This window comes from Pseudocitrobacter sp. 73, from assembly GCF_008369545.1.
Lineage (GTDB): Bacteria > Pseudomonadota > Gammaproteobacteria > Enterobacterales > Enterobacteriaceae > Pseudocitrobacter > Pseudocitrobacter vendiensis.
In genome coordinates this window covers 119,413-144,960 of sequence record NZ_VTZO01000006.1, presented here as the reverse complement: position 1 = coordinate 144,960, position 25,548 = coordinate 119,413, and the positions used below count along the sequence as shown (strand labels likewise).

At 51.9% G+C, this 25,548-nt stretch carries 21 protein-coding genes and 1 pseudogene; 11 read left to right on the top strand and 11 right to left on the bottom strand.

Going from position 1 to position 25,548, the window contains the following annotated elements; translation table 11 throughout:
• Window positions 1-142 precede the first annotated feature (142 nt).
• On the bottom strand, window positions 143-1,414 hold the full coding sequence (locus F0Q32_RS05655) for an amino acid permease (RefSeq protein ID WP_149462291.1): 1,272 nt from the start codon (window positions 1,412-1,414) through the stop codon (window positions 143-145).
• A gap of 525 nt (window positions 1,415-1,939) precedes the next feature.
• Here F0Q32_RS05655 and F0Q32_RS05650 point away from each other — a divergent pair.
• Window positions 1,940-2,239 carry a hypothetical protein gene (locus F0Q32_RS05650; RefSeq protein WP_149462290.1) on the top strand — a complete coding sequence of 100 codons (300 nt, stop codon included), beginning with the start codon at window positions 1,940-1,942 and terminating at the stop codon, window positions 2,237-2,239.
• A gap of 109 nt (window positions 2,240-2,348) precedes the next feature.
• A complete protein-coding gene (locus F0Q32_RS05645; protein ID WP_149462289.1) occupies window positions 2,349-3,932 on the top strand; it encodes an MFS transporter in 1,584 nt (527 codons plus the stop codon).
• A 38-nt stretch (window positions 3,933-3,970) separates the two neighbouring features.
• Here the strand turns inward: F0Q32_RS05645 and F0Q32_RS05640 are convergent, their stop codons facing one another.
• The 4 genes from F0Q32_RS05640 to F0Q32_RS05625 form a co-directional block, all read right to left on the bottom strand.
• The gene (locus tag F0Q32_RS05640) at window positions 3,971-4,489 is read right to left on the bottom strand and encodes an SRPBCC domain-containing protein (RefSeq protein ID WP_149462288.1); all 519 of its coding nucleotides are present in this window, start codon (window positions 4,487-4,489) and stop codon (window positions 3,971-3,973) included.
• Between the two features lie 126 nt (window positions 4,490-4,615).
• On the bottom strand, window positions 4,616-5,524 hold the full coding sequence (locus F0Q32_RS05635; protein WP_149462287.1) for a LysR family transcriptional regulator: 909 nt from the start codon (window positions 5,522-5,524) through the stop codon (window positions 4,616-4,618).
• A gap of 110 nt (window positions 5,525-5,634) precedes the next feature.
• Window positions 5,635-5,949 (bottom strand): helix-turn-helix transcriptional regulator, encoded by a 315-nt coding sequence (locus F0Q32_RS05630; RefSeq protein ID WP_149462286.1) that lies wholly within the window; start codon window positions 5,947-5,949, stop codon window positions 5,635-5,637.
• A gap of 18 nt (window positions 5,950-5,967) precedes the next feature.
• The gene (locus F0Q32_RS05625; protein ID WP_149462285.1) at window positions 5,968-7,089 is read right to left on the bottom strand and encodes an alkene reductase; all 1,122 of its coding nucleotides are present in this window, start codon (window positions 7,087-7,089) and stop codon (window positions 5,968-5,970) included.
• Between the two features lie 175 nt (window positions 7,090-7,264).
• Between F0Q32_RS05625 and F0Q32_RS05620 the strand changes: the two genes are divergently transcribed.
• A complete protein-coding gene (locus F0Q32_RS05620) occupies window positions 7,265-7,648 on the top strand; it encodes a VOC family protein (protein WP_149462284.1) in 384 nt (127 codons plus the stop codon).
• A gap of 211 nt (window positions 7,649-7,859) precedes the next feature.
• Window positions 7,860-8,597, top strand: a pseudogene (locus tag F0Q32_RS26450) (YnfC family lipoprotein).
• An 83-nt stretch (window positions 8,598-8,680) separates the two neighbouring features.
• Here F0Q32_RS26450 and fumA read toward each other — a convergent pair.
• Both fumA and F0Q32_RS05600 read right to left on the bottom strand, forming a co-directional pair.
• Entirely contained in the window at window positions 8,681-10,330 is a 1,650-nt protein-coding gene (fumA, locus tag F0Q32_RS05605) for a class I fumarate hydratase FumA (protein ID WP_108475202.1), read from the bottom strand.
• A gap of 54 nt (window positions 10,331-10,384) precedes the next feature.
• The gene (locus F0Q32_RS05600; protein WP_188016834.1) at window positions 10,385-11,893 is read right to left on the bottom strand and encodes an anion permease; all 1,509 of its coding nucleotides are present in this window, start codon (window positions 11,891-11,893) and stop codon (window positions 10,385-10,387) included.
• 632 nt (window positions 11,894-12,525) lie between these two features.
• Between F0Q32_RS05600 and F0Q32_RS05595 the strand changes: the two genes are divergently transcribed.
• Window positions 12,526-15,306: a flavocytochrome c gene (locus tag F0Q32_RS05595; RefSeq protein WP_149462496.1), complete on the top strand. Its 2,781-nt coding sequence runs from the start codon at window positions 12,526-12,528 to the stop codon at window positions 15,304-15,306.
• A gap of 60 nt (window positions 15,307-15,366) precedes the next feature.
• On the top strand, window positions 15,367-16,332 hold the full coding sequence (locus F0Q32_RS05590) for an FAD:protein FMN transferase (protein ID WP_149462281.1): 966 nt from the start codon (window positions 15,367-15,369) through the stop codon (window positions 16,330-16,332).
• Here the strand turns inward: F0Q32_RS05590 and dcuR are convergent.
• A complete protein-coding gene (dcuR, locus tag F0Q32_RS05585; RefSeq protein ID WP_149462280.1) occupies window positions 16,313-17,032 on the bottom strand; it encodes a two-component system response regulator DcuR in 720 nt (239 codons plus the stop codon). The two genes, F0Q32_RS05590 and dcuR, sit on opposite strands and share 20 nt — an antisense overlap.
• Window positions 17,029-18,648 carry a sensor histidine kinase gene (locus tag F0Q32_RS05580; protein WP_149462279.1) on the bottom strand — a complete coding sequence of 540 codons (1,620 nt, stop codon included), beginning with the start codon at window positions 18,646-18,648 and terminating at the stop codon, window positions 17,029-17,031. The genes dcuR and F0Q32_RS05580 overlap by 4 nt, the downstream gene beginning before the upstream one ends.
• Before the next feature lie 165 nt (window positions 18,649-18,813).
• Between F0Q32_RS05580 and F0Q32_RS05575 the strand changes: the two genes are divergently transcribed.
• On the top strand, window positions 18,814-19,710 hold the full coding sequence (locus tag F0Q32_RS05575; RefSeq protein WP_149462278.1) for an N-acetylmuramic acid 6-phosphate etherase: 897 nt from the start codon (window positions 18,814-18,816) through the stop codon (window positions 19,708-19,710).
• 54 nt (window positions 19,711-19,764) lie between these two features.
• Here F0Q32_RS05575 and ompC read toward each other — a convergent pair whose 3' ends face one another.
• The gene (gene ompC / locus F0Q32_RS05570) at window positions 19,765-20,940 is read right to left on the bottom strand and encodes a porin OmpC (RefSeq protein ID WP_149462277.1); all 1,176 of its coding nucleotides are present in this window, start codon (window positions 20,938-20,940) and stop codon (window positions 19,765-19,767) included.
• A 698-nt stretch (window positions 20,941-21,638) separates the two neighbouring features.
• Between ompC and drpB the strand changes: the two genes are divergently transcribed.
• Genes drpB through F0Q32_RS05550 form a run of 4 tightly spaced genes read left to right on the top strand, consistent with a single transcriptional unit; the run spans window position 21,639 to window position 24,609 of the window.
• Complete coding sequence (gene drpB, locus F0Q32_RS05565; protein ID WP_149462276.1) at window positions 21,639-21,908, top strand: cell division protein DrpB; 270 nt, start codon at window positions 21,639-21,641, stop codon at window positions 21,906-21,908.
• A gap of 57 nt (window positions 21,909-21,965) precedes the next feature.
• Entirely contained in the window at window positions 21,966-22,661 is a 696-nt protein-coding gene (locus F0Q32_RS05560; protein ID WP_149462275.1) for a phosphohydrolase, read from the top strand.
• Between the two features lie 57 nt (window positions 22,662-22,718).
• On the top strand, window positions 22,719-24,134 hold the full coding sequence (locus F0Q32_RS05555; protein ID WP_149462274.1) for a DNA cytosine methyltransferase: 1,416 nt from the start codon (window positions 22,719-22,721) through the stop codon (window positions 24,132-24,134).
• On the top strand, window positions 24,115-24,609 hold the full coding sequence (locus F0Q32_RS05550; protein WP_149462273.1) for a very short patch repair endonuclease: 495 nt from the start codon (window positions 24,115-24,117) through the stop codon (window positions 24,607-24,609). The genes F0Q32_RS05555 and F0Q32_RS05550 overlap by 20 nt, the downstream gene beginning before the upstream one ends.
• On the opposite strand, the gene yedA is transcribed toward F0Q32_RS05550, so the two are convergent.
• Window positions 24,584-25,495: a drug/metabolite exporter YedA gene (gene yedA / locus F0Q32_RS05545; RefSeq protein ID WP_149462272.1), complete on the bottom strand. Its 912-nt coding sequence runs from the start codon at window positions 25,493-25,495 to the stop codon at window positions 24,584-24,586. The two genes, F0Q32_RS05550 and yedA, sit on opposite strands and share 26 nt — an antisense overlap.
• Between the last annotated feature and the right edge of the window lie 53 nt (window positions 25,496-25,548).

Here is a 25,548-nt window from a genome sequence, read left to right as displayed (position 1 = left end):
CTGTCGCGCAGGACAATGACCATAATGAGCTTTGACTAAACCAATGTAGCGGATTCAACAGAGGTGGCGGTACTTGATTCAGCAACTCGTTAAGCGGGCTGCTGAATCAATCAGGCCAAATACCCTGACAGTGTATTGGCTTTTAGAACAGGGAATAAAAAAGAGCAGATACGGTTAGAATACCGCCAATCAGTACCACCACCGGGCGAATACCACGCAAACTTTTGAGCGCGCTTCGGTTGTAGATTAAATAAACAGGGATCAGGAACAGGAAGATTGCCTGAAGCGGTCCGCAGAATTTTTCAATCAGTTCGATAACATCGGGATTAATATACACGACGGCATAAGAGATGCTGAACATGATAAGCCACGCAATGCGTTTCCCTTTTTTATGTGGCGTGTCCTCTTTTTCGCCAAGTGCATCGCTGACCATACGGGCAAAGGTTTCTGCTACCGATAAACAAATGCCTAAAAACGACTTGGTCATGCCGATAATGGCAATAAACGGGGCAATGTAAAAAAGAACGATATTACTGTTATCTTTTTGCAGTACGGAAAGCACGTTCAAATTCTGCGATTTAGCCAGAGCAAAGACATTGTGCGGAATACTTAACAGGCAACTGGTAACAAAGAAGATGATGCTGGCATAGATGCTGATATAAGCGACTTTGATGACCCTTACGGATTTTTTTTCACCGCCGTGCCCGGCTTCACGATAAAACGACGCCAGTGGCGACATTAACGGCACGGAGCAGAAGGCGAAGGTGATAAGTGGAATGGTAAGCCAGATGTTTTTAAGTGAGTTGCCTACAGGCTGCTGCCCGACACCATGAATAGCAGGCATCACATTGGCGAGGTTCCATTGTGGAATTTGAAAGGCAGCGATAAGCGTGACGGTGACAGCGAAGGGTAAAACAAGTACCGACATCATGCCGACAACTTTATCGCGGCCCCGGCTCAACAGTAAAAATAAAATCGCCACAACGATAAACGACAGCACCGCGCGGTTAATGCCCGGTAAATGTAAATGGGTTATCACGTAGCTATTGATAGCATTAACCAGCGAAATACCGTAAACCAGGGTAACCGGAAAGTTAGAAAAACAGTAAAAAACTTTAATCGCCTTTTTACCTTTGTGATCAAAGAAGCTATTGAAGAGCGGAAGTGACTTATCCTTCGGACCTTCTTCGCGCATAAATACGCGGCAAATCAGCATATGCGGTATCATCGATAGCGGCAGGCTAAGGATAATCAGCAACAAATAGACCAGCGGCCCGCGCATGGCTATTTCAACCGGAAGGAACAAAACACCGGCTCCGACGGTTGCGCCATAGACTCCCATGGACCAGATTGTATCTTTAAACTTCCATGCTGATGTGGGTGATGCAATATTGTTTATTGTGTTGGTAACCATTTTTATTATTAATGCTCGTAACTGTCAAAATATAAATGTCATGTTTTCTTCCGTTTGCATATGAAATAACAGTTCCTTATGTTACCTGTTGTAAACTCATACATTGGTCAAGGTGTGAACAATGAGTGAATGTGAGATGATGCTTAATTTTTTAATATTAAGTGATTAAGTATAATCCCGTTCATTATTTTATTATCACAATTAATCTCTTCTTTAAAGATTAAAATGAAGATATTTAAATATTCAGTATTATTTAAACTGCGCGTAGCATAATTGTTTCAATGAGTTAACTTAAGGGTGGGTAAGTGATTACACAGCGACTACTTTTGATGCAGTCCGGCGCTCGCACAATGAGCGGGGCGACGACGGTTAATCCGAAAAGATGAACTTTCAGGCGCAGAGGATGAGCAGTCGGATATTTGAATGATGCGAAACCCTGCGTATAGATATCTGCATAATTTAAAATATGGGTAAGTAACCCCATTCGTTTCAGGTGTATTTAACTCAACGGTCAGAAAACAGGCTATGCTAAAAAAACCGACTGCATGTCGGGTGGAGAAAACAAACAATAAAGGAGCTTATATGTTTGAGTTTTGTCCAAAGTCTATGAAAACTAACGTAGATTTCATTGCCTTTACCGTTGCGAAAATGGAGTATGAACAACGTGGCCTGTGCGCACGCGCTGTCGTGGGTAATATGCCCTTAGAGATGTCTGAGCACTTCCAACAGCGTTTGCGCTTCTATCGCGATCAGCTAAAAGGATTTGCTCCGCAGCAAGTCGAACGTTACCCCTCTTCGAAGCCTGATGTCCTCGATTTCCGTTAAACACCCTGTACGCCCTGGATAAATATTCGGGGCGCTTTCAACACTATCACGTGTAATACACATACCATTAGGCTAAATTTAATCCACGACTTTTTGTTGAGGATGAATAATGACGACCAGCGCCTCCAGTGGCTTTGGCCCATTACGCCAGACTGTATTCGCAGTTCTGTGGGTAGCAACAATTATTGGTAATATAGGTTCTTTCGCACGTGATATTGCCAGCTCATGGTTAGTGACCGATCTCTCTTCTTCGCCTCTGGCCGTTGCGATGGTTCAGGCTGCCGCGACGCTGCCGGTTTTCCTGCTCGCCATCCCCGCCGGTGTGCTCTCTGATATTCTCGATCGCCGCAAGTTCTTAATTGGTATTCAGTTATTGATGGCAAGCGTCAGTATTTGCCTGTTGCTGCTTTCCGCAACGGGGCTGCAAACCATTCTTTCGCTGGTGGCGCTTACCTTTGTAGGTGGGATCGGCGCGGCGTTAATGGGGCCGACCTGGCAGGCGATTGTACCTGAACTGGTGAAGAAGCAGGATCTTCGCGATGCTGTCGCGCTGAACTCGCTGGGCATCAATATTGCACGCGCAATCGGCCCGGCGCTGGGCGGGGTTGTGCTGGCAACCTTCGGTACGTCAGTCACTTACGGCGTGGATGTGATCAGTTATCTGTTTGTGATTGCGGCCCTGCTGTGGTGGAAAAGAGCCAAAACCGATAGCGATGAGCTGGCGGAAAAATTCCTCGGTGCTTTTCGTGCCGGGTTGCGCTACACCATGGCCAGCCGTGAGCTGCACGTTGTGCTGTTGCGCACGTTTCTGTTCTTCGCGTTTTGCAGCTCCGTTTGGGCGTTGCTTCCGCTGGTTGCACGCCGCGTGCTGGGCGGTGATGCCGGCTTCTACGGGATTTTGCTGGGCGCAGTCGGTGTCGGTGCGATTGCCGGCGCGTTTCTGTTACCCAAATTGCGGCAAAAATGCAGTGCGGATGGCCTGCTTTTACTGGCGTCGATCATTACCGCTTCCGTGATGGCGCTGTTGTCGATTGCGCCGCCACAATGGTTGGCCGTGGTGGCGCTGGTGGTGTTGGGCTGCGGCTGGATTATTGCGCTGACCACATTCAACGGCGTAGCGCAGTCGATTTTACCGAACTGGGTTCGTGGCCGCTCACTGGCGGTCTATCTGACCGTCTTTAATGGAGCGATGACGGCGGGCAGCCTGGCCTGGGGGGCACTGGCGCAATCGGCTGGCGTTCAGGAAACCCTGTTCATTGGCGCTATTGGCATCATTGTTATTGGTGTTGTCAGTTATCGCCTGCGCCTGCCAAAAGGAGAATCGGATCTGCTGCCGTCCAACCATTGGCCAGAGCCGCTGACGGCAGAGGTGGTTGAGCACGATCGCGGGCCCGTGCTGATTCAGATTGAATACGACGTTGATCCGCAGCATCGCGCGCCTTTCCTGAAAGCCATTTATAACCTGGCGTACGAACGGCGGCGGGATGGGGCCTATAACTGGGGGATCACCGAAGATTCTGCCAATCCGCGCATTTTACTGGAGTGGTTTATGGTGGAGTCCTGGGCGGAACATTTGCGCCAGCACAGAAGGGTGTCAAAGGCTGATGCGGATATCCAGGCAGAACTCCTGCAATATCACACGGGTGATGAACCGCCAAAAGTACGGCACTTTATTACCACATCCAGGCCATAAATAACCGCGTCAGGGGCGTGGCCCCTGACGCGAATTCATCACGCTTTCTTCGCACTCATCGCCGCAGCAACCAATCCGTCCAGCCACTCCTGGTGCCCGTTAAGCATTGGGTTAGGGCGTGTGGCGGCGAGTGCTTTTGCTGGCTGGCCGTTCTGTGTTTCCTGGGTCAGAATACGCACGCGGTTACCCGGCAAGTCTTCCAGCAGCCACGCGTGGTGTACATCGAGACGATCGGCGGCATGCTCTTCACCAGACCAACCGTGCCAGGCGACGCGCGCGGGTTGTCCCTCTGCTGGCGGGACATACTCGACGACCTGAGATTCCACCGGGAAGCCGAAAGTGCTGAAGTAAAAACGGACGCCGTTTTCCAGTTCCGGGCCTTTATTATCGTAGAAACGAACATCTGCGGAATTTTTGTAGTAGTCCGGCCACAGGAAAGGCTGGTTCAGGAACGGCCAAACGTCGCTCACGCTAAGCCCGGCAATGATCATTTCGTTTGAGACGAAGTTATCGGTGAAGCCCGGAACAAAACCTTCTGGCCAGTTAATTGCGTTCATAGTGTATCTCCTCAAATCATGTCAATGGCGCTGAAGGCGTGCATCTCAGCGGTATGAAGCTATTATCGGTAAATTCACTTATAAGACAAATTAGCAATCACGATATAATTCATAAGATAACTTATATCAGGATGAGGCGTTCTGGCTAACCTCGACGCAGAGGGCCCGTATCCACTGATGTGCAGGGTCACGATGGTTACGTTCGTGCCAGGCCATACTTTTGGTGAAGCCGGGCACGTCCAGCGGTGGCGGCATAATGGTCAAATGTTCATGCTGTAGGGCAAGACGGCGGGGCACGACGGCAATCATATCCGTCGTCCGTAAAATTTCCGGCAATACAAGGAAGCTGTTTACGGACATGCCGACATGCCGTGTGCGGCCAAGCGCTGCCAGCGCCTCGTCAGTCACGCCCCAGAAACCGCCTTCTGAGGAAACGAGAATGTGGTCCTGCGCGCAAAACTGGTCGAGACTGAGTGTGCCCGAGACGGCGACAGGATGATCGGCGCGCAGCATGCAAACGTACTCCTCCTCATACAGCGCACGCCCGTGAAGATCGCCGGGTGTCGTTGCAGGCGTGACCAGCGCCAGGTCAACATCGCCACGCTCCAGCAGGGAAAACAGACGTTCATCATCAACCGGACGCACGGCGACACGAATACCCGGTGCGCGTTTTTTTAGCGCACTCATTAGCGGTACTATCACCGCTTTTAACGCGTAATCGGTGGCCATAATCGAGCAGGTCATTTCGGCGCTCAACGGGTCGAAATGTGCAGGCTTCAGCAGGATAGAGATATCGGTCAGGATCTGCTTCACCGGCGCGGCAAGCTCGCGGGCCCGTGCCGTGGGCACCATGCCACGCTGCGCGCGAACAAACAGCGGATCGCCAAAATAGTCGCGTAAGCGTGTCAGCATGCCGCTGACGGCGGGTTGCGTCAGCGAAAGCCGCTGGGCGGCGCGGGTGACGCTGCCTTCATCAATCAATGCGTCGAGCGCCTTCAACAGGTTGAGATCCAGCGATCTGATATCATTATTCATAATGTAAGCGTCACGATGCGATAAGAATAGTTATGGAATGCTAGCGTCTGGGCGGGGTGGTGTCTATGCAGCGGCGAAGCAAATCGGGCGACGAGGTGTCGCCCGAGGGATCAGAGGTGTTCCAGAAACTCAGCGACGTTGTGGGCCATGGTATCAATGCCCGATTCAACGCGCCGATAGTAGGTCCATTTTCCAACCTTGTTGGCCTCCAGCAAGCCCGCTTCCTGCATCGCCTTCAGGCACAAGGAAGTGGCGGGCTGCGAGAGTCCGGCTTTGTCCTGAATCAGACTGGCGCAGACACCATAGACATCATAGTCATAAAGTTGGCTGTACTCGGCGAATGACTCGTGCGGGTTTTTTAGCCACTTCAGAATGGCAACGCGCGTGGGATTCGACAGTAACTTCATGGCGTTTTCAGGTGTCATGCGACCTCATTACTCTTTTTATGAATAAACCGGGTAATCAGTATACCCGTTACTGCCGCCGCCATACATGGATGATTCATCCACCGCATTCAACGGGAAGCCGTTTTTCAGGCGTGCCGGAAGGTCAGGGTTGGCGATAAACGGACGACCAAAACCAAACATATCGCCCCAGTGATTTTCCAGCATGTGCTGCGCTTTTTCTGCCGTGTAACGGCCCGCATACATAATCGGATTGCGGAATGCGACGCGCAGTGCCGCGCGGAAATCTTCTGGCAGATCCGGGCTGTTGTTCCAGTCTGCTTCTGCAATGGAGAGATAACCCACACCGGCATCGTTCAGCAAGCGGGCCGCGGTGGTCCAGGTCTCATGCGGATTAGACTCTACCAGGCCGAGGTAGACCCTGTCTTCGTCTGTGGTGGTGAACAGCGGCGAGAAACGCACCCCGACGCGCTGGCTGCCAAACACATCGCTCACTGCATCGATGACTTCTTTTAAAAAGCGCAGACGGTTTGTCAGACAACCGCCGTACTCGTCCGTACGATGGTTGGTGTGTTCTGATATGAACTGATTGATGAGATACCCATTTGCCGCATGCAGTTCCACGCCGTCAAAGCCAGCGCGTTTAGCGTTAATCGCGGCCTGACGGTAGAGCTCAACCAGTTCTTTAACCTCTTCCGTATTCAACTCACGCGGCTGGCTCGGGGCGGTCAGCATGCCTTCACCAGGCGCGGTTTCGATAAAAACGCGTACGTTCGTGGCAGCAATGGCCGACGGTGCGACGGGCGGCTGTTGATTCGGTTGAAGCGAGGTGTGTGAGACGCGCCCGACGTGCCACAGCTGGCAGAAAATCACACCGCCTTGTTGATGGACGGCATCCGTGACTTTTTTCCAGCCTTCAACCTGAGCATCGCTGTGAATGCCCGGCGTCCAGGCGTAGCCCTGGCCTCGGGGTTCAATCTGCGTGCCTTCGGTGATCAACAGCCCGGCGCTGGCGCGTTGGCGATAATATTCAACCATCAGTGGGCCAGGCACATTCCCCGGTTGTTCGCTGCGACAGCGAGTCAGCGGCGGCAGGATCACGCGGTTGCGTAAGGTCAGGCCGCCGAGGGTGAGTGGGCTAAAGAGAGTGTCGTTTTTCATATTCAAGCATTCTTCTGCTACTAAAAGTGCGGGTTATTATATTTATAAATTTAAATGTGTAAATGCAAAAAGTCATATTTAGATGACGATCTCTGTGCTGATTACTGGCATAGTGAGTAAAAATAAGTCTAAGAGACAACCGGTTACTGATTACAATCTGAGAAAGAGGTGAAAGATGAAAATCGCCCACGTTGCACTTTGGACGCGACAGCTTGAGACTCAGGCTCGCTTCTGGGTTGATTTCTTTGAGGGATCAATCAACGAAAAGTACTGCAGCAAAACTAATCCCGGCTTTGAATCTTACTTTGTTAAGATGGGTGAGGATGTGGCTATTGAACTGATGACCAAACCAGGGTTAACCGCGCGCGAGTCGGATAACAACACCAGCGGTTGGGTACATCTGGCGATTGCCGTCGGCACGAAGGCAAAAGTAGATGCCCTGGCGCAGAAGGCACAAGAACGGGGAATTTTAGTCTCCGCCCCGCGTACCACCGGAGACGGTTACTACGAAGCAGTTATTAAAGATCCCGATGGCAATTTAGTTGAGATTGTTGAGTAAATGCTGTTTCGTCATTTTAATATCATTCCCTGATGTCACTTCTAATACCATCAGGGATTATACTCTGTATTATTACGTATCTTGTATGATGACTACGAAATAATTTCACGGTAATTCTATTTTATTAAGATATTTGCATCTGAAAATAATCTATTGAGATATTGAGCATCGGTGTCGATTGTGGCTTACTATGATAAAATAATAGTAACAAATGATGGAGGGGCTTATGCTGTGTAATAGGAAAACACCATTACTCGGTTTTTTCATGTTATCAAGCTCTGTATTGGCGAATGATTCCTATCTTCCTGTTTTATATAATCTTTCATTATTATATGGATTTGTGTCTATCAGAGGGAATGTTAAAGAATTAAACGTCTCCATTGAGAATGAAAAGGGACAGCAGATATATGAATTGGATGCGACGCTGAGTCAAAGTGGGTGTCTTGATAGTCTGCAATTTAATGATAAACGAAAACGATCGGAATTGATTCTCAGGCGTGATGGGCGCACACTTAAAGGCATCAAAGACTGGTCAATTATTACTATATCATTAGATGAGAAATGTAATATTGTGTCAAAAACTGAGAGCGGCGGTTTAGAACAATATTAAATCGCAGATAATGGTCTGCTGATGTCGACACGTTTTATGGGCAATAAGGTCTCTGAATATCTGTACGATGAACGCGGCAACGTCAATATGACGAAGTTTTACTCCTCGCGCGGTGTAACGGCCTCGAATGTGGTGATGTACAGTGACCCGCAGCATAAGCCGCTGGATTACACACTGATCAACTCCTCGCGCTATTCAGAAAACTATGCCACCAATAGCGTCTGTCAGTATGATGAACGCGGTACGCCGGGAAAGTGTGATTTAACCATTACCTGGGAAGATAAACCCGGTAAAAAGCCGCTCAGGTTGAAAGTGTATACGCAAGCGACGTTTTATTGAGCCAAACACAAAAAAGCCAGGCGGATGCCTGGCTTCGTCATGCAGGCCTGATACGCGTAGCGCATCAGGCTTTTTTTACGTGATTAACGCTGTGAACACCCTGAACACTGTTTGTTCTGGATCTGCTGGAAGAAGTCGTTCCCTTTATCATCCACCAGGATAAAGGCCGGGAAGTTTTCCACTTCGATTTTCCAGATAGCCTCCATACCCAGTTCAGGATACGCCACGCATTCCAGACTCTTGATGCTGTCCTGCGCCAGAATCGCCGCCGGGCCGCCGATGCTGCCGAGATAGAAGCCACCGTGCTGTTTACAGGCATCGGTGACCTGTTGGCTGCGGTTGCCCTTCGCCAGCATCACCATGCTTGCGCCGTGCGACTGCAGCAGATCCACGTAGCTGTCCATACGACCTGCGGTGGTTGGGCCGAGAGAGCCAGAAGCATAACCTTCCGGTGTCTTTGCCGGGCCTGCGTAATAAATCGGGTGATCCTTCACGTACTGCGGCAGTTCTTCCCCGTTATCGATCAGCTCTTTCAGTTTGGCGTGCGCGATATCACGGGCAACGATAATCGTCCCGTTCAGCGACAGGCGGGTAGATACCGGATGTGCTGAAAGCTGTGCCAGAATTTCACTCATCGGCTGGTTCAGATTGATAGCAATGGCACTGCCTTCACCCTGCTGACGCAGTGCTTCCGGGATATACTGCGCCGGATTGTGCTCCATCTTCTCGATCCAGATACCATCGCGGTTGATCTTCGCTTTGATATTACGATCCGCCGAGCAGGAAACGCCCATGCCGACCGGGCAGGATGCGCCGTGACGCGGCAGGCGGATCACGCGGATATCGTGAGCGAAATATTTGCCACCGAACTGCGCGCCGAGGCCCAGGTTCTGCGCTTCCTGTAACAGTTCTTGCTCCAGCTTAACGTCACGGAACGCCTGACCGTGTTCGTTGCCTTCGGTTGGCAGGCTGTCATAGTAGCGGGTTGACGCCAGTTTAACGGTTTTCAGCGTGCTCTCAGCGGATGTACCGCCAATCACGAATGCGATGTGGTAAGGAGGGCAGGCCGCCGTACCCAGCGTACGCATTTTCTCAACCAGATAGTTTTTCAATTTCGCCGGGGTGATCAGCGCTTTGGTTTCCTGGTAGAGATAGGTTTTGTTCGCTGAACCGCCGCCTTTGGCGACGCACAGGAACTTATACTCGTCGCCGTCAACGCTGTAGAGATCAATCTGCGCAGGCAGGTTGGTTTTGGTGTTCACCTCGTTGTACATATCCAGCGGGGCGTTCTGCGAGTAGCGCAGGTTATCTTCGGTGTAAGTGTTGTAAACACCGCGTGCCAGAGCAGCTTCATCGCCGCCGCCGGTCCATACACGCTGGCCTTTTTTACCCATGATGATAGCAGTACCGGTATCCTGGCAGGTCGGCAGGACGCCTTTAGCGGCGATTTCCGAGTTGCGCAGGAATTGCAGCGCGACGTATTTGTCGTTTTCGCTGGCTTGCGGGTCATTCAGGATGGCGGCAACTTGTTTCTGGTGAGAAGGGCGCAGCATGAAAGAGGCGTCATGGAAAGCCTGCTGTGCCAGCAGCGTCAGCGCTTCAGGTTCAACTTTGAGGATTTCCTGACCTTCAAATTCGGCAACGGAAACGTGCTCGCGGCTCAGCAGATAGTATTCGGTGTCATCTTTGCCAAGCGGGAAGGGGTTCTGGTAAACAAAAGGTTTATTCGACATAGCTATTGCTCCATAAAATAAAACCGCCGGACGTTACCCTCCGGCGGTTGAGAATCAGAACATCATGGACATCCACGGGTAACCAATCAGCAGCAGGGCTGCCAGGAAGATGGCACCGAAGATGGTGCCTAACCGCCAGTAGTCTTTGGTCGGCAGGTAGCCGCTCCCGTAGTAAATCGGGCTCGGGCCAGTACCGTATGGGGTGATAATCCCCATGATACCCAGTGAAGTCACCATCAGCAGGACGAACACTTCCATGTTCATGCCCGGAATAGTGGCGGCGATGGTCAGCATCGCTGGCAGTAGCGCCGTGGTGTGCGCGGTGGTGCTGGCAAACAGGTAGTGCAGCAGGTAGAACGCCAGCAGCAGAACAACGGTTGCCACACCCGGAGAGATACCGCTCATCAGCAGGCCGCCTTCTTTACCCAACCAGCTGATAAAGCCAGTAGAGGAGAGGCCATCGGCCAGCGCCACTAACGTTGCGAACCAGACAAAGGTGTTCCATGCGGCTTTGTTGCCAGTGATATCGTTCCACTCCAGCACGCCGGTCCACAGCATCAGGCCAACGATTAACAGCGCCGCCATGGCAGGCTCAATCCACGCTGCAGCGAAGATCCACATCAGCAGCGCGCAGCATACGAAGACCAGCAGCAGAATTTCGTTACGTGACAGTTTGCCCAGTTTTTCCAGTTCACGGCTCGCCCACAGCGGCACTTCGTCGTTCACTTTCACTTCCGGCGGATAGAACCAGTAAGCCAGCAACGGCATAGTCAGAATCAGCAGGATACCCAGCGGCAGGAAGGCGATGAACCAGGTGCCCCAGGAAATGGTGATACCGAGGATGCTTTTCACCAGCGCCAGCGCCAGCAGGTTTGGTGCCAGGGCGGAAAGGAACATAGAACTGGTGATACACGCGGCGGTAATCGCCACCCACATCAGATAAGAACCAATTTTACGCGCGCTCGGGTCGTTCGGTTTTGAACCGTACAGCGGCGGCAGGTTGGCGATAATCGGGTAGATCGTCCCGCCGCTACGCGCGGTGTTGGATGGGGTGAACGGCGCCAGCAGCAGGTCCGCAAAGGTTATGGCATAACCGAGCGTCAGGCTGCGACGACCCAGATATTTCACCAGAATCAGCGCCAGGCGGCGACCGAAGCGGGTTTTGTCATAACCGGCGGCAAACATAAAGGCACCGAAAATCAACCAGACGGTGGAGTTACCGAAGCCGCTCACTGCCCATTTAAAGGACGCGCCTGCCAGTTTGAATTTCGGATCGGCCAGTTGTTCCGGGCTGAAAAGCACCCACTGGCTGCATAATGCGATGGCGACGACGCCCGTCAGACCGATCACCGCACCCGGCAGGGGTTCGAAAATCAGGCCGACGATGACGCCGACAAAGATAGCGAAGTAGTGCCAGGCATACGGCGGCAGCCCTTCAGGAACCGGCACAAATAGCAGCAGCACGGCGACGATAATCGGCAGTGCCATCATCATCAGACGGTTTGTCTTTCCGTCTTTTGGCTTGCTCGCCACGGGGGGCGTTACGGCGGTTTTCTCTTTCATAGTTTTGCGTCTTAAGTTGTTAATAATTCGGTTATGCCAGGAATGACTTTTTGCTTTCTTTAGTTTTTTTACTTTATTTAATTATTAAAGGCGGCTTTTTGTATTACTGGCATGGAAATTTAGCGCTATTTCGTTAGCGATAAATCAGGAATTCTTTATATTTATTTAATGCTCTTTTAAAGAATAAGGCAATTGATCTCGATCAAAAAAACAGGACGATAACGCGCTTTTTATTATTTTTGAATAACCCTGTTGGACTATAAGGGTATTGGCCGTTAATTGCTCACGAGAGCGCGGGTATCTTAAATATAGAACATAAGTTGATGCTTGTCTAAGTCATTGATTTATATTAGTTATTGCAGGTGAAGTTACGGGGTTTACTGCATTTTAAGAGGTAGCGTAAAAGTAATAACATTTTAAATAATTGTGAACAAAATATTTTTTATTAATAACACCATGGGGGTATTGGTGTTATAGCGGTACTTAATTAGTTTTTTAACTAACGTAATTACTTTAGTAACTAAAAATACCATTATATTAATAGCATCAATATCGGCAAGAAAAAATAACTCAAATACACACCGATTCAGAATTCGCAGATTTCAATTTTTAAAGTTTGGAGTTTTTATATGATGAACACAAACCATCGCATACTTGAGTCATTCACCTTACCGAACGGAACTGAAATTAAAAACCGTTTGTTCATGGCCCCGATGACCACCTGTTCGGGTTATTACGACGGTTCAGTCAGCAGCGAGCTGATTGAGTACTATCGCGCCCGTTCCGGCAGCATCGGTACCATCATCGTCGAGTGCTGCTTTGTTGACGATCTCGGCGTCGCTTTCCCGGGCGCACTGGGTATCGACAACGACGACAAAATCGCCGGCCTGGCGAAAATTGCCGAAGCGATCAAATCTAAAGGTTCGAAAGCGCTATTACAGATTTACCACGGTGGCCGCATGGTCGAACCAAAGCTGATCGGTGGGCGTACGCCGGTAGGCCCAAGCGCCGTTGCTGCACCGCGTGACGGAGCCGCAACCCCGGTCGCCCTGACCACGGAAGAAGTGTATGGCATGGTCGGTAAATTCGGCGATGCGGTACGTCGTGCCATCCAGGCCGGTTTCGATGGCGTGGAAATTCATGGTGCCAACACCTATCTGATTCAACAATTCTACTCGCCGAACTCCAACCTGCGTGACGATGAGTGGGGCGGTAGCCGCGACAATCGCGCGAAATTCCCGCTGGCAGTACTGGATATCACCCATAAAATGGTGCGCCAGTATGCTGATGATTCCTTTATCATCGGCTATCGTTTCTCGCCAGAAGAGATGGAAATCCCGGGTATCCGCTTTGACGACACCATGTATCTGCTGGAAAAACTGGCGGAGCGCGGCGTCGATTACCTGCACTTCTCAGTAGGCGCTACGCTGCGTCCTTCTATCGTTGAAACCAACGATCCGACGCCGCTGATTCAAAAATATGTCGCCATGCGTTCTGAAACGCTCGCGCAAATCCCGGTAATGGGCGTGGGCGGCGTCGTGAACGAAGCGGATGTCGATACCGCGCTGGATAACGGTTACGACCTGGTCGCCGTGGGACGCGCCTGCATCGCCTATCCGGACTGGACTGACCGCATTGCGCGTAATGAAGCGCCGGAACTGTTCATCGACAGCACTCAGCGCGAAGCCCTGTGCATCCCGGAACCGCTGTGGCGTTTCTTCCTGGTTGAAGCGATGATCCGCGACATGAGCATGGGCGAGTCCAAATTCAAAGCGGGTACCTTCGTGGAAACCGTGATGGACGATACCAACGAACTGGTTATCAACGTCAGCCTGGATACGGATCGTATCGCCGATATCGAACTGGCGAGCGCGCCGGATCAAAGCGTGGAATTCACCACCAGTTTTGAAGAGATTCGTACCCGTATTCTCGATGCGAACACCCCGCACGTTGATGCTATCTCCGGCGCAACCAGTCAGAGTGAAGCAGTGAAAAAAGCCGTCTCTAAAGCGATGCTCAAATCAAGCAAAGCGCGGGTGGCGGAAGAGGGCGGCGACATCGAAGAAGCGAAAAGCTACGACGTTGTGGTTGTTGGTAGCGGCGGCGCGGGTCTGGCTGCGGCGATTCAGGCGCACGACGAAGGCGCAAGCGTGCTGATTGTCGAAAAAATGCCAACCATCGGTGGGAACACCATCAAAGCCTCTGCCGGGATGAACGCGGCGGAAACGCGCTTCCAGCGCGTGAAAGGGATTCAGGACAGCAAAGAGCTGTTCTACCAGGAAACCCTGAAAGGCGGGAAAAACAAAAACAACCCGGAACTGCTGCGTCGCTTTGTCGAAAACGCACCAGAAGCCATCGAATGGCTGGCTACGCGCGGCATTATGCTGAACGACATCACCACTACCGGCGGGATGAGCATCGACCGTACCCACCGTCCGCGTGACGGATCGGCGGTTGGCGGCTATCTGATCAGCGGCCTGGTGCGTAACGTCAACAAACGCAATATCGATGTAATGCTCGATACTTCCGTGGTGGATATCGTGATGGAGGACGGTGAAGTTTCCGCAGTCCGTCTGCTGACCGAAGAGAAAGAGGCGCTTACCGTCGCAACCAAAAGCATTATCGTGGCGACCGGTGGCTTCAGCGCCAACAGCGCGATGGTGGTGAAATACCGTCCGGATCTGGCCGGCTTCGTGACCACCAACCATAAAGGCGCAACCGGTGGCGGTATCTCACTTCTGGAAAATATCGGCGCAGGCACGGTCGATATGGGCGAAATTCAGATTCACCCGACCGTTGAGCAGAAAACATCGTACCTGATTTCCGAATCTATCCGCGGCGGCGGGGCGATTCTGGTGAATCAGCAGGGCAACCGCTTCTTTAATGAAATGGAAACCCGCGACAAAGTGTCCGCGCAAATCATCGCGCTGCCGGAAAAATATGCCTACATCGTGTTTGATGAGCATGTTCGGGCGAAAAACAAAGCCGCTGATGAATACATTGGCCGTGGCTTTGTCACCAGCGCCAGCTCACCGCGCGACCTGGCGAAAAAACTGGGGCTCAATGAAGACGCTTTCCTGGCAACCCTGGAACGCTATAACGGTTTCGTTGAAAAACAGCACGATGATGATTTCGGTCGTACGACCGCGCTGCGTGCGCCGATCAACGAAGGTCCGTTCCATGCGATTCAAATTGCGCCGGGCGTGCACCACACCATGGGCGGCGTGACCATCAATACCGAGACCTGTGTGCTGGATAAAGCGCACAAGGTGATCGCCGGGGCGTACGCCGCAGGCGAAGTGGTTGGCGGCATCCACGGTGGCAACCGTATCGGCGGTAACGCTGTCGCCGATATCATTATCTTTGGTACACTCGCCGGTCATCAGGCCGCAATGCGCGCAAAACGCAGCTAGCAGCCCATGAAATCCCGGTAGCCCAGGCTACCGGGTTCTCTTTTGTGAAAGGAGGCTGGAATGTCAGACGATGCACGCGTATACAGTTATTCCGCGGTCCTGATGGGCTCGCCCATTCTGCTCAAACTCTTCGAACACAACGAACCGCTCGCCTCCCGTGTTTTTAATCTCATCAAGCAATACGAAGACCTCCTCACCGTTAACCGCGCACAATCGCAGGTGATGGATATCATTCACGCCGCCGGCATCAATCCCGTCAGCGTCAGCCGCCCGGTTTATGAGTTGATCAAATGCGCCAAAGCCGCAAGCCTTGTCCCCGGCGGCGCGTTTAATCTGGCGATTGGCCCGCTGGTGAAACGCTGGAAAATCGGTTTTAAGGGCGATAGCGTGCCGCCCGCCGAGGATATTGCGCAATTACTGACGTTGACCGATCCACATAATGTGGTGCTGGATGATGCTCAAAGCAGTGTATTTTTGACGCGTGCCGGAATGGAAATCGATCTGGGGGCGATTGCAAAAGGTTACATTGCCGACCGCGTGCGCGACTATTTGCGCCAGCAGGGCGTGACGCTGGGGCTGATTAATCTTGGTGGAAATGTGCAAACGCTCGGTTCACCCGAGGGCGGTTGGTCGATTGGCCTGAAGAAGCCCTTTGCGCAGGATAACGCGTTGCTCGGGGCCATTGAGGTGGTGAACAAGTCGGTGGTGACCTCCGGCGTCTACGAGCGCTTTTTCGAGCTGGACGGGCGCCGCTATCACCATATTCTTGACCCTCGCACCGGGTATCCCCTGGATAACGAGCTCGACAGCGTGACCATTATCGCCAGCGAATCGCTCGACTGTGATCTCTGGACCACGCTGATTTATGGAATGGGTGTAGAGAAGGGTATTGCAGCGCTACGCGGACGCCCGGACATTGAAGCGATATTTGTCACCAAACAGCGGGAGATCATTCTCTCATCGGCCAGACATTACCGGTTTACGCTGCTTGATGACGATTATCGGCTTATTGCGCGTACTGTTTAAGCAGACCGTACTGTTCCGCCAGCAGATGATAGCGATACACCGGGCGCCCGGTTGCGCCGTAGTGAATGCTGGTAAACAAAATATTAATCTGCGCCAGCCAAATCAGGTATTTTCGGCATGATACTCGCGAAATATTCACTGCGTTCGCCAGGTCGTCGGTAGAGAACTCGCTTTCCGGATGCGCGTCAATCCACTGACAAATAGTGCGCAGCGTCTGCGGCGTTAAACCCTTCGGCAGACGTTTGGCGTCAGCCAGTTCCGGCGCACCGCCGTGCAGCAGGCGATCAACATCAGCCTGTTCGTAATACTTATGGTTTCCCATCAGCTGTTTTTTCTCACGCCAGCCGGTTAACGCCTCTTCAAAGCGCGGGAACTGGAACGGTTTGATCAGGTAATCCACCACACCATAATGCATCGACGTTTGAATAGTTTCCGCATCTGAAGCGGAAGAGATCATGATAACGTCGATGGCCCGGCCCGATGCGCGAATGATCGGCAGCAGATCCAGCCCATTATCCTGTTGCATATAAACATCCAGCAGCACCAGGTCGATAGGCTGCACACTCTCTTCAATAAATTCGCGAGCCTGGCTGAGGGTTGACGCGATACCACAGCAGCTAAACCCCTCAACCCGTTCGATATAGAGACGGTTCAGGTCGGCCACCATGGCATCATCATCAACAATTAACACATTAATCACTCGGCATTCCTCTCGCTGTCCCAGGGGATTTGTACAAAAAATTGCGTAAAGACGCCCGGCTCTGATTCCACGGCGATGCTGCCGCCGAGGTTTTCAGTTTGTTGCCGGGCCAGAAAGAGCCCGACGCCGCGATTCTCGCCTTTCGTCGAAAAACCTTTGGTAAAAATAGCATCAATTTTATCCGGGGCGATGCCAGGCCCATCATCACTGACTTCACTGGAGAGCCAGCCATTTTGATAGTGCAGCAGCAGGCTTATCTCGCCTTCCGGCTGGCCGGACATGGCGTCCAGCGCATTTTCTATCAGGTTGCCCAGCACGGTGACCAGTACCGCCACCTGTTGTTCGTTGGCGTTGTCCGGCACGCGCGACTCTTCGGCAAGCGTCAGCGTAAACCCGGCTTCTTTCGCGCGATTGATTTTGCCAAGCAGGAAACCGGCAACGATCGGTGATTTAATTTTATGCTGAATTTCGCCGATGTCGGCCTGATAATTTTGCGCGGTTTGCAGAATGTACTCTTCCAGCTTGTCGTAGCGCTTGATGTGCAAAAGCCCGAGGATCACGTGCAGTTTATTCATGAACTCGTGAGACTGAGCGCGCAGCGCATCGACATAGTTCACCATACCATCCATGCGCTGCATCAACTGGCTGACTTCGGTTTTATCGCGGAAGGTGCAAATCGCGCCAATCACACGGTTCTGACTGCGGACCGGTACGGTGTTGGTGAGTAACAGACGTCCGTTGCAGCCCACTTCTTGATCCGGAATCGCGACTCCGGTAGACAGAACCTGTTGCAGGTTTCCCTGTAGCGGCGCATGTGGCGGTTCTCCAGGCTGGCGATTGTTGGCGGAGAGCAGAATTTGCCGCGCGGTATGGTTAATCAGCGTTACGTTTCCGAGGCTGTCGACGGCGATGACGCCTTCTTTAAGCGATTGCAGCATCGCCTGACGCTGTTCAAACAGCGTAGAAATTTCGTAGGGCTCAAGCCCGAAAAGAATATTTTTCAGTACCCGAACCAGCACCCAGGTTCCGAAGCTACCAATAATGGCGCTGAACAACACAAACCAGATGGCATTCCAGCGGCTGGCGTTGATTTGCGCCTGAACATCGTTCATCGAGATACCGACAATCACCACGCCAATCTGACGGCGCTCTTCATCATAAACTGGCGTAAAGACGCGCAGCGCCTCTTCCAGTACGCCATGGTTCACCGAGACATTTTCCTGACCAAGCAGGGCGGGTTGTAAATCTTCTCCGATAAAACGCTGGCCGACACGGCGGGGATCAGGGTGCGAATAACGAATGCCATGCATATCTGTCACCACCGCATACAGCAGATGATTACGTTGTTCCACGGCGGTTGAAATCGGCTGAATAATATCGCTGTAAGAAGGTGAGGTGAGGCCGCGTTTGATTTCCGGCGAATCGGCGAGGGTGCGCGCGATAGCAAAGGCGGTATCCTGCAACCCCGTACGCGTGGCTTTGGCAATTTGCGCAAGATAAAAGGTGTAGATAACCAGCAGGACGGCACCGATGACACCGCAGACCATCAGGGTGACCAGCGTACTGAGCTTCATCGGACGTTTTGGCGCGCGTTGAGGCTGCTGTAAATCGTGCATCGGGATCCCTGTCATCATTAATAAACAAGCATTATCGCTGATAAGCCTGATTTCTTAAAGCAGTGTAGCCCTTAGCAAAACAAACGTCTCTTTGTGACGCCACTCTCAGGCTATACATATGAAACACTTTATATTGAAAGGCAACTCATAATAAGGAGGCAGTTTATGAGCATTAAGCTTACCGATGCAGTCATGGAACGACGCAGTACTGTTACCGCCGATATCGACAGATTGTCCACCGAGGACATGCTTAACGTTATCAATCAGGAAGATAAACGTATTGCCGATGCCATCACGCCTTGTCTGGATGAAATCACCCGTTTAGTGGATCAAGCTGCGGCGGCGCTGAGTCGCGGTGGGCGCTTAGTGATAGTCGGTGCGGGCGCGTCGGGGCGTGCCGGGATGCTGGCTGCCAGTGAGTTTACACCACAGGGTCACGGTCCGATTGTCGGGCTTATCGCGGGTGGGCCGCAGGCGATGCTGAATGAAAAAAGCGAAGCCGCATACGATTACGATCGTGGTGCGCTGGACCTTCAGGCCATCGGCTTTAATGATAAAGATATGCTGCTGGGCCTGACCGTCGGCGGAAAAACGCCGTGGGTGTGGGGCGCACTGCGTCACGCGTGGTCTCTGGGTGCGCCGGTAGCGGTGCTCACGCGCAATCCGCAAAGCGAAGCCGCACAGTTGGCGTCGTTGGTTATTGCGCCACAAACCGGGGCGGAAGTCGTGGCTGGCTACGGTAATCCGAAAGCCAATGCCGCACAGAAACTGGTTCTGAATATGCTGACCACCGGGCTTGCGATTCGCAGCGGCCGGGTTTACAGCAATTTGCGTGTGGATCTGCAAGGGGATACCACCCAGTGGTGCGAGCGTCAGATTGCGATTGTGATGGAAGCAGGAAGTTGTTCACGCGCCGTGGCGAAAGCGGCGCTGGAACGCTGCGATCATCATTGTAAAACCGCAATTCTGATGGTGCTCACAGGAATGGAAGCCAATGATGCCAATGCCCTGCTGGCGCAGAACAACGGTTTTGTGCGAGTGGCGTTGCAGGAAGCGCCGTAACGCTTTCATAAGAAATAAAAAAGCCCGCAATGCGGGCTTTATAATATGTAGGGATTAGAACTGATAAGTCAGGCCAACACCCACAACGTCATCGGTGGAGATGCCATTGTCCTGATAGAATTTCACGTCGTTATCCAGCAGGTTGATTTTGTAATCGACGTATGCGGACATGTTTTTGTTGAAGTAATAGGTCGCTGCAACAGAAACGTAGTTCACCAGCGCTTTGTCGGTGTATTCAATTACGTGATGCTGACCGTTGTGGCCGTTGTAATCACCCAGGTCTTCACCTTTAGAGTAAACCCACGCTAAAGACGGACGCAGACCGAAATCGAACTGATACTGAGCAACCGCTTCAAAGTTTTGCGTTTTGTTGGCAATGCCAGCGTCACCATACGGTGTCATGTTGCGGGTTTCTGCATACATCATCGCCAGATAGACGTCGTTAGCATCGTATTTCACACCAACGGTCCAGGCTTCAGCTTCTGCGCCACCTGCGTTTTTGCTGTAGCGATTGTTGATACCGCCAGCATTGACCTGTGAATTTGTACGGTCAGAAGAGGAGAATGCCGCACCAACGCTTAAGCCTTCCAGTACATCACCGAAATCATAGGTAGTGGACATACCGAAGCCATCACCATTCTGGAAACGATAATCGTCGTGACCGTTTTTGGTGCCTTCCTGATCTTCGTTTGTGTTGCCGCCTTCGTTGTTGCCCTGATATTGCAGCGCGAAGTTCCAGCCTTCAACCAGACCGAAGAAATCAGTATTACGGTAGGTCGCTACGCCGTTAGCACGGCCAGTCATGAAGTTGTCAGTCCAGGTGTAAGAATCGCCACCGAAGACCGGCAACATATCGGTCCATGCTTCGACATCGTACACGACGCCGTAGTTACGGCCGTAGTCGAATGAACCTGCATCGGCATAGCGCAAACCGGCGAAGGCCAGTTTCGCATACATGTTATCGCTACCTTCGGTATCGCTGGCTTTCACTTTCATCAGTGCGTTACCAAAGCCAGTCAATTCGTTAGTGATCTGCGTTTCACCTTTGAAACCCAGTTCAATGATAGTGTCATCACCATCATCACCCGGATTGTCAGAGAAAGTATGACGAGCATCGACTTTCCCATAGAGATCCAGTTTATTACCGTTTTTATTATAGATTTCTGCCGCATTTGCTGCACCAGCCACTAACAATGCCGGGACAAAAATTGCCAATACTTTTCTTTTCATTATTTATTTCCTTTAAATAATAATGGTTATGAATGCTTTTAGATAAATCAGCATTGCAGCGGCGATATTATCTATAGAGTTCATTTTATTTTACGTCAAAGATGTAACTATTTTATATTAAATATTGCAAAATGTTTCTTTAATTTTTTATTTGTATGTATTTAATAATATAAATATGGATAGTAAATACATGTGATTGAATTTACGATGTTTTATGTATGTTTGTCGGTAATTTATTAGATATTGATATGTGATTTGATGACAGGGTAAGAGGAAAAAAAACTAAAAAAAAAGCCCGACTAAAAAATCATCGGGCCTGCTATAGATGAAAAAAATTTAACGAGTGCAGTGTAAAACAACAAAAGGCTAATAACGGAGCAATAGTTGCATGAAAATAATGAAAGGTAAAGTCTGAAAACGGATCATGAAATATTAAAAATATGAATAATTTCATCAGAAATATATAATAAAATTATTTCAATCAACAAAATCATGAAGCATTGACGCTTGTGCCTCTGGAGAATTGTGCATCACCTCACAAAATTGCCGAAGATCAAACGATCGGCATTTTGCGCTCAGGCAGGACTGACCAGTACTACTCAGCGTGCAAAGAGTCGCTATAATGTGACGGCAATCACATTTGATCCTTAAATGGAATTGCGGCAACAACGATTTTCCTCGCTAAATGAGAGTGTTATATGGAAGAAACAATGACGCGTGGCCCTGGCGGTAAGCTGGCGTTATGGGTTTTTTATGCGTTCTGCGGCTATTTTGTCTGGGCGATGGTGCGTTACTTTTGGGTTATTAGCGAGGTAGAAACCCTTCCTGGCGCGACGCTGGATGGCGAAATCGGCTCAACCTCCGGCAAACTGCTTGGGGCGCTTGCGGGGTTTATCGTGCTCGGGATTGTCGGGTTGATCCTCGGCGGCATTGCCTGGTATACCCGTCCTCGTCAGATTCAGGAATGATGCGCTACGCGAATTTTGTTATTCTCGCGGCCTGGAAACGGATTAAGGCCGCAAAGCATGACAATTGATGCCTGGCAGCAGCGTTTTGAACGCTGGTTCGCACAACACTACCCCGGTGGCGATGCCGCCCACGATATTTCCCATTTCCGCCGTGTCTGGCTCAGTGCCAGACACATCGCCGCAGACGAACCTGTCAACTTACTGGTGCTGCTCACGGCCTGCTATTTCCACGACATTATCAGCCCGCCCAAAAATCATCCCGATCGTTCACGCGCGTCGCGGTTATCTGCCGAACGAACGCAGGTCATTCTGCGTCAGGATTTCCCTGATTTCCCGGACGATCTCTTCCCCGCGCTGGCGCATGCCATTGAAGCTCATAGTTTTAGCGCGCAGATAACGCCACGGACCCTGGAAGCGAAAATTGTGCAGGATGCCGATCGTCTTGAAGCGTTGGGCGCTATCGGCCTCGCGCGCGTCTTTGCCGTGTCGGGCGCCATGAACACGCCGCTGTTTAACGCGGACGATCCTTTTGCTGACTCTCGCCCGTTAGACGATAAACGTTGGGCGCTGGATCACTTTCAAACCAAGCTGTTACGGCTACCGCAAACCATGCAAACCGTCAGAGGGCGCAAGCTTGCGCAACATAATGCGGATTATCTGGTGCAGTTTATGGCGAAACTGAGCGCTGAGCTGCGTGGCGACCCGCTGGGTATAGATGAAGCAGTGGTGCGTCGATTTACGCTGTCGGAATGAATTTCCTTCGGCAAAGTATGGTAATCTCACGCTTATTTGTCTGGTCTGGTTGAATCTATGCAACAGAGTGAGTCACTGAGCGAGGCCCCGCATCAGGCGGTTGAAACCGATGCCCAGGCACTGCTTGAACATGTGCTGGAAATATACGATCTCAAAACCGTCGTGGCGCAGCTGAATGCGGTAGGCGAGCAGCACTGGAGCCCGGCCATCGTTAAACGGGTGGTGACGCTGGCGCGTGCCAATACGCGATTGAGTGAAAACGAGATGGCTCAGTTGGCGGCTTTATTGCCCAAACCTCCTGCACATCATCCAGATTACGCATTTCGTTTTGTTGATCTGTTTGCTGGCATCGGCGGCATTCGCCACGGGTTTGAGGCCATAGGCGGGAAGTGCGTGTTTACCAGTGAATGGAACAAACATGCGGTGCGTACCTATAAAGCAAATTGGTTCTGCGATCCGAGCGAGCATCAGTTCAATGCCGACATCCGTGATATCACCTTAAGTCATCACACGGATGTGAGCGACAGTGAAGCCCAGGAGAATATTCGTCAACACATCCCCCAGCACGATGTTTTGCTCGCGGGCTTCCCGTGCCAGCCGTTTTCACTGGCGGGCGTTTCCAAGAAAAATGCGCTGGGCCGCGCGCACGGTTTTGCCTGCGATACGCAGGGCACACTGTTTTTTGATGTGGTGCGCATCATCGACGCGCGCCGTCCGCCTATCTTTGTGCTGGAGAACGTCAAAAATCTCAAAAGCCACGACGGCGGTAAAACTTTCCGCATCATAATGCAAACCCTCGATGAACTGGGGTACGAAGTCTCTGATGCAACGGATATGGGCGCGGATGACCCGAAAATTATCGACGGGCAGCACTTTTTACCGCAGCACCGCGAGCGTATCGTGCTGGTGGGTTTCCGACGCTCTCTTGGTCTGCACAAAGGATTTACCCTGCGCGATATTCCGAATTACTACCCGGCGCGGCGGCCAGAGTTTGGCGAACTGCTGGACCCGACAGTGGATGAAAAATTCATTCTGACCCCCGTACTGTGGAAATATCTTTACCGCTACGCGCGTAAGCACCAGGCAAAAGGCAACGGTTTTGGTTACGGCATGGTTGACCCGACGCGTCCGGGCTGCGTGGCGCGTACGCTCTCTGCGCGCTATTACAAAGACGGTGCGGAGATCCTTATCGATCGCGGTTGGGATAAAGCGCTGGGGGAGAAAGATTTCGACGATCCGCAAAACCAGAGGCATCGCCCACGCCGCTTAACGCCACGGGAATGCGCGCGCCTGATGGGCTTTGAACAACCCCATAGCCATCAGTTCCGTATTCCGGTTTCTGATACCCAGGCGTATCGCCAGTTTGGTAATTCCGTGGTGGTGCCGGTTTTTGCCGCCGTGGCGCGTCTGCTGCGTTCGCGCATTTTGCAGGCCGTTGCGATGCGAGAGAAAAATGGCGGACGTTCACGATAAAGCCACCCGCAGTAAAAACATGCGGGCGATCGGTACGCGCGACACGGCGATAGAAAAACGCGTCGCCACCTTGCTTACCGAGTGCGGCTTCGCCTGGACGGCACAGGATAAAACCCTGCCGGGGCGGCCCGACTTCGCGATGGACGATTACCGCTGCATCATCTTTACCCATGGCTGTTTCTGGCATCATCACGACTGCTACTTGTTTAAGGTCCCCGCCACGCGTACGGAATTCTGGCTGACAAAAATCGCCAGCAATGTGGCGCGCGACAGGCGCGATGTTGCCCGGCTGCATCAGTTGGGCTGGCGGGTATTGATTATCTGGGAATGCGCCCTGCGCGGGCGTGAAAAACTGGCGGATAACGACCTGAAGGAACGGCTGGAAGAGTGGATCTGCGGCGGCGAGGGCAGCGCGCAGATCGGCACTCAGGGGATGTCGCAACTGGCGATTACTTCTCTACCTGACACGATGTAACGCTGCTTTTCGCGCCGACCAGATACTTCCCTAATGTCACCAGCACCACGGCGGCGATAATAATCACCAGCGCCAGCCACTCGACGCCCGATAAATGTTCACCGTTAAACCCGGTACCCAGCAGTACCGCTACCACCGGGTTAACATAGGCGTAGCTGGTGGCGACCGCAGGCGACACGTTGCGGATCAAAAACATATAGGCATTAATGGCGATGATGGAGCCGAACACCGCCAGATACGCTACCGCCAGAAAGCCAGAGGTATCCGGCATTGTGGTCAGACGTTCACCCGTCAGAAGAGAAGCGCTCATCAGTACGATACCTGCTGCCAGCATTTCAACCGCCCCTGCCATCATACCGACGGGCAGTTCGATGCGTGAACCGTAGACAGAACCGAAAGCCCAGCTCATCGAACCAATCAAAATCAAAACCGCGCCCCACGGGTTACCGCTGAGGTTGCCGCCGCTGTTCAGCAGAATAATCCCGGCCAGACCGATGGCGATACCCAACCATTCGAGTTTACGCGTCGCGATACCAAAAAAGCGGCTGAAGCAGAGTGTAAACAGCGGCACCGTCGCGACCATCACGGCAGCAATACCGGAAGGCACATTCTGGTGTTCGGCGACGGTGACCAGACCATTACCCACTGAAAGCAGCAGTACGCCAATTAACGCGGCGTTCAGTAACGGACGCCAGGCGGGCAGGCGATGACCGGTTAACAGCAGATAGCTCAGCAGCAACACTCCCGCCGAAAGAAAACGCACGCCCGCCATCATTAGCGGTGGCCAACTGGCAACGCCGATGCTGATGGCGAAGTAGGTCGAACCCCAGATAATGTAGAGCGCAAATAATGCACCGATAAGCGGTAACAGCTGTTTGATACGCATAATTTCTCACGGGAAAACACCAAGGCGGGATATAGTAAGCGGCAAAATGATTC

Bases quoted from the DNA above. Each gene is read 5' to 3' on its own strand.
- F0Q32_RS05650 (WP_149462290.1), top strand. From the start codon at position 1,940: ATGCTAAAAAAACCGACTGCATGTCGGGTGGAGAAAACAAACAATAAA.
- F0Q32_RS05645 (WP_149462289.1), top strand. From the start codon at position 2,349: ATGACGACCAGCGCCTCCAGTGGCTTTGGCCCATTACGCCAGACTGTA.
- F0Q32_RS05595 (WP_149462496.1), top strand. From the start codon at position 12,526: ATGAACACAAACCATCGCATACTTGAGTCATTCACCTTACCGAACGGA.
- F0Q32_RS05620 (WP_149462284.1), top strand. From the start codon at position 7,265: ATGAAAATCGCCCACGTTGCACTTTGGACGCGACAGCTTGAGACTCAG.
- ompC (WP_149462277.1), bottom strand. From the start codon at position 20,940: ATGAAAAGAAAAGTATTGGCAATTTTTGTCCCGGCATTGTTAGTGGCT.
- F0Q32_RS05555 (WP_149462274.1), top strand. From the start codon at position 22,719: ATGCAACAGAGTGAGTCACTGAGCGAGGCCCCGCATCAGGCGGTTGAA.
- F0Q32_RS05575 (WP_149462278.1), top strand. From the start codon at position 18,814: ATGAGCATTAAGCTTACCGATGCAGTCATGGAACGACGCAGTACTGTT.
- F0Q32_RS05550 (WP_149462273.1), top strand. From the start codon at position 24,115: ATGGCGGACGTTCACGATAAAGCCACCCGCAGTAAAAACATGCGGGCG.
- F0Q32_RS05580 (WP_149462279.1), bottom strand. From the start codon at position 18,648: ATGCACGATTTACAGCAGCCTCAACGCGCGCCAAAACGTCCGATGAAG.
- F0Q32_RS05625 (WP_149462285.1), bottom strand. From the start codon at position 7,089: ATGAAAAACGACACTCTCTTTAGCCCACTCACCCTCGGCGGCCTGACC.
- drpB (WP_149462276.1), top strand. From the start codon at position 21,639: ATGGAAGAAACAATGACGCGTGGCCCTGGCGGTAAGCTGGCGTTATGG.
- F0Q32_RS05590 (WP_149462281.1), top strand. From the start codon at position 15,367: ATGTCAGACGATGCACGCGTATACAGTTATTCCGCGGTCCTGATGGGC.
- fumA (WP_108475202.1), bottom strand. From the start codon at position 10,330: ATGTCGAATAAACCTTTTGTTTACCAGAACCCCTTCCCGCTTGGCAAA.
- F0Q32_RS05600 (WP_188016834.1), bottom strand. From the start codon at position 11,893: ATGAAAGAGAAAACCGCCGTAACGCCCCCCGTGGCGAGCAAGCCAAAA.
- F0Q32_RS05640 (WP_149462288.1), bottom strand. From the start codon at position 4,489: ATGAACGCAATTAACTGGCCAGAAGGTTTTGTTCCGGGCTTCACCGAT.
- yedA (WP_149462272.1), bottom strand. From the start codon at position 25,495: ATGCGTATCAAACAGCTGTTACCGCTTATCGGTGCATTATTTGCGCTC.
- F0Q32_RS05635 (WP_149462287.1), bottom strand. From the start codon at position 5,524: ATGAATAATGATATCAGATCGCTGGATCTCAACCTGTTGAAGGCGCTC.
- F0Q32_RS05560 (WP_149462275.1), top strand. From the start codon at position 21,966: ATGACAATTGATGCCTGGCAGCAGCGTTTTGAACGCTGGTTCGCACAA.
- F0Q32_RS05630 (WP_149462286.1), bottom strand. From the start codon at position 5,949: ATGACACCTGAAAACGCCATGAAGTTACTGTCGAATCCCACGCGCGTT.
- F0Q32_RS05655 (WP_149462291.1), bottom strand. From the start codon at position 1,414: ATGGTTACCAACACAATAAACAATATTGCATCACCCACATCAGCATGG.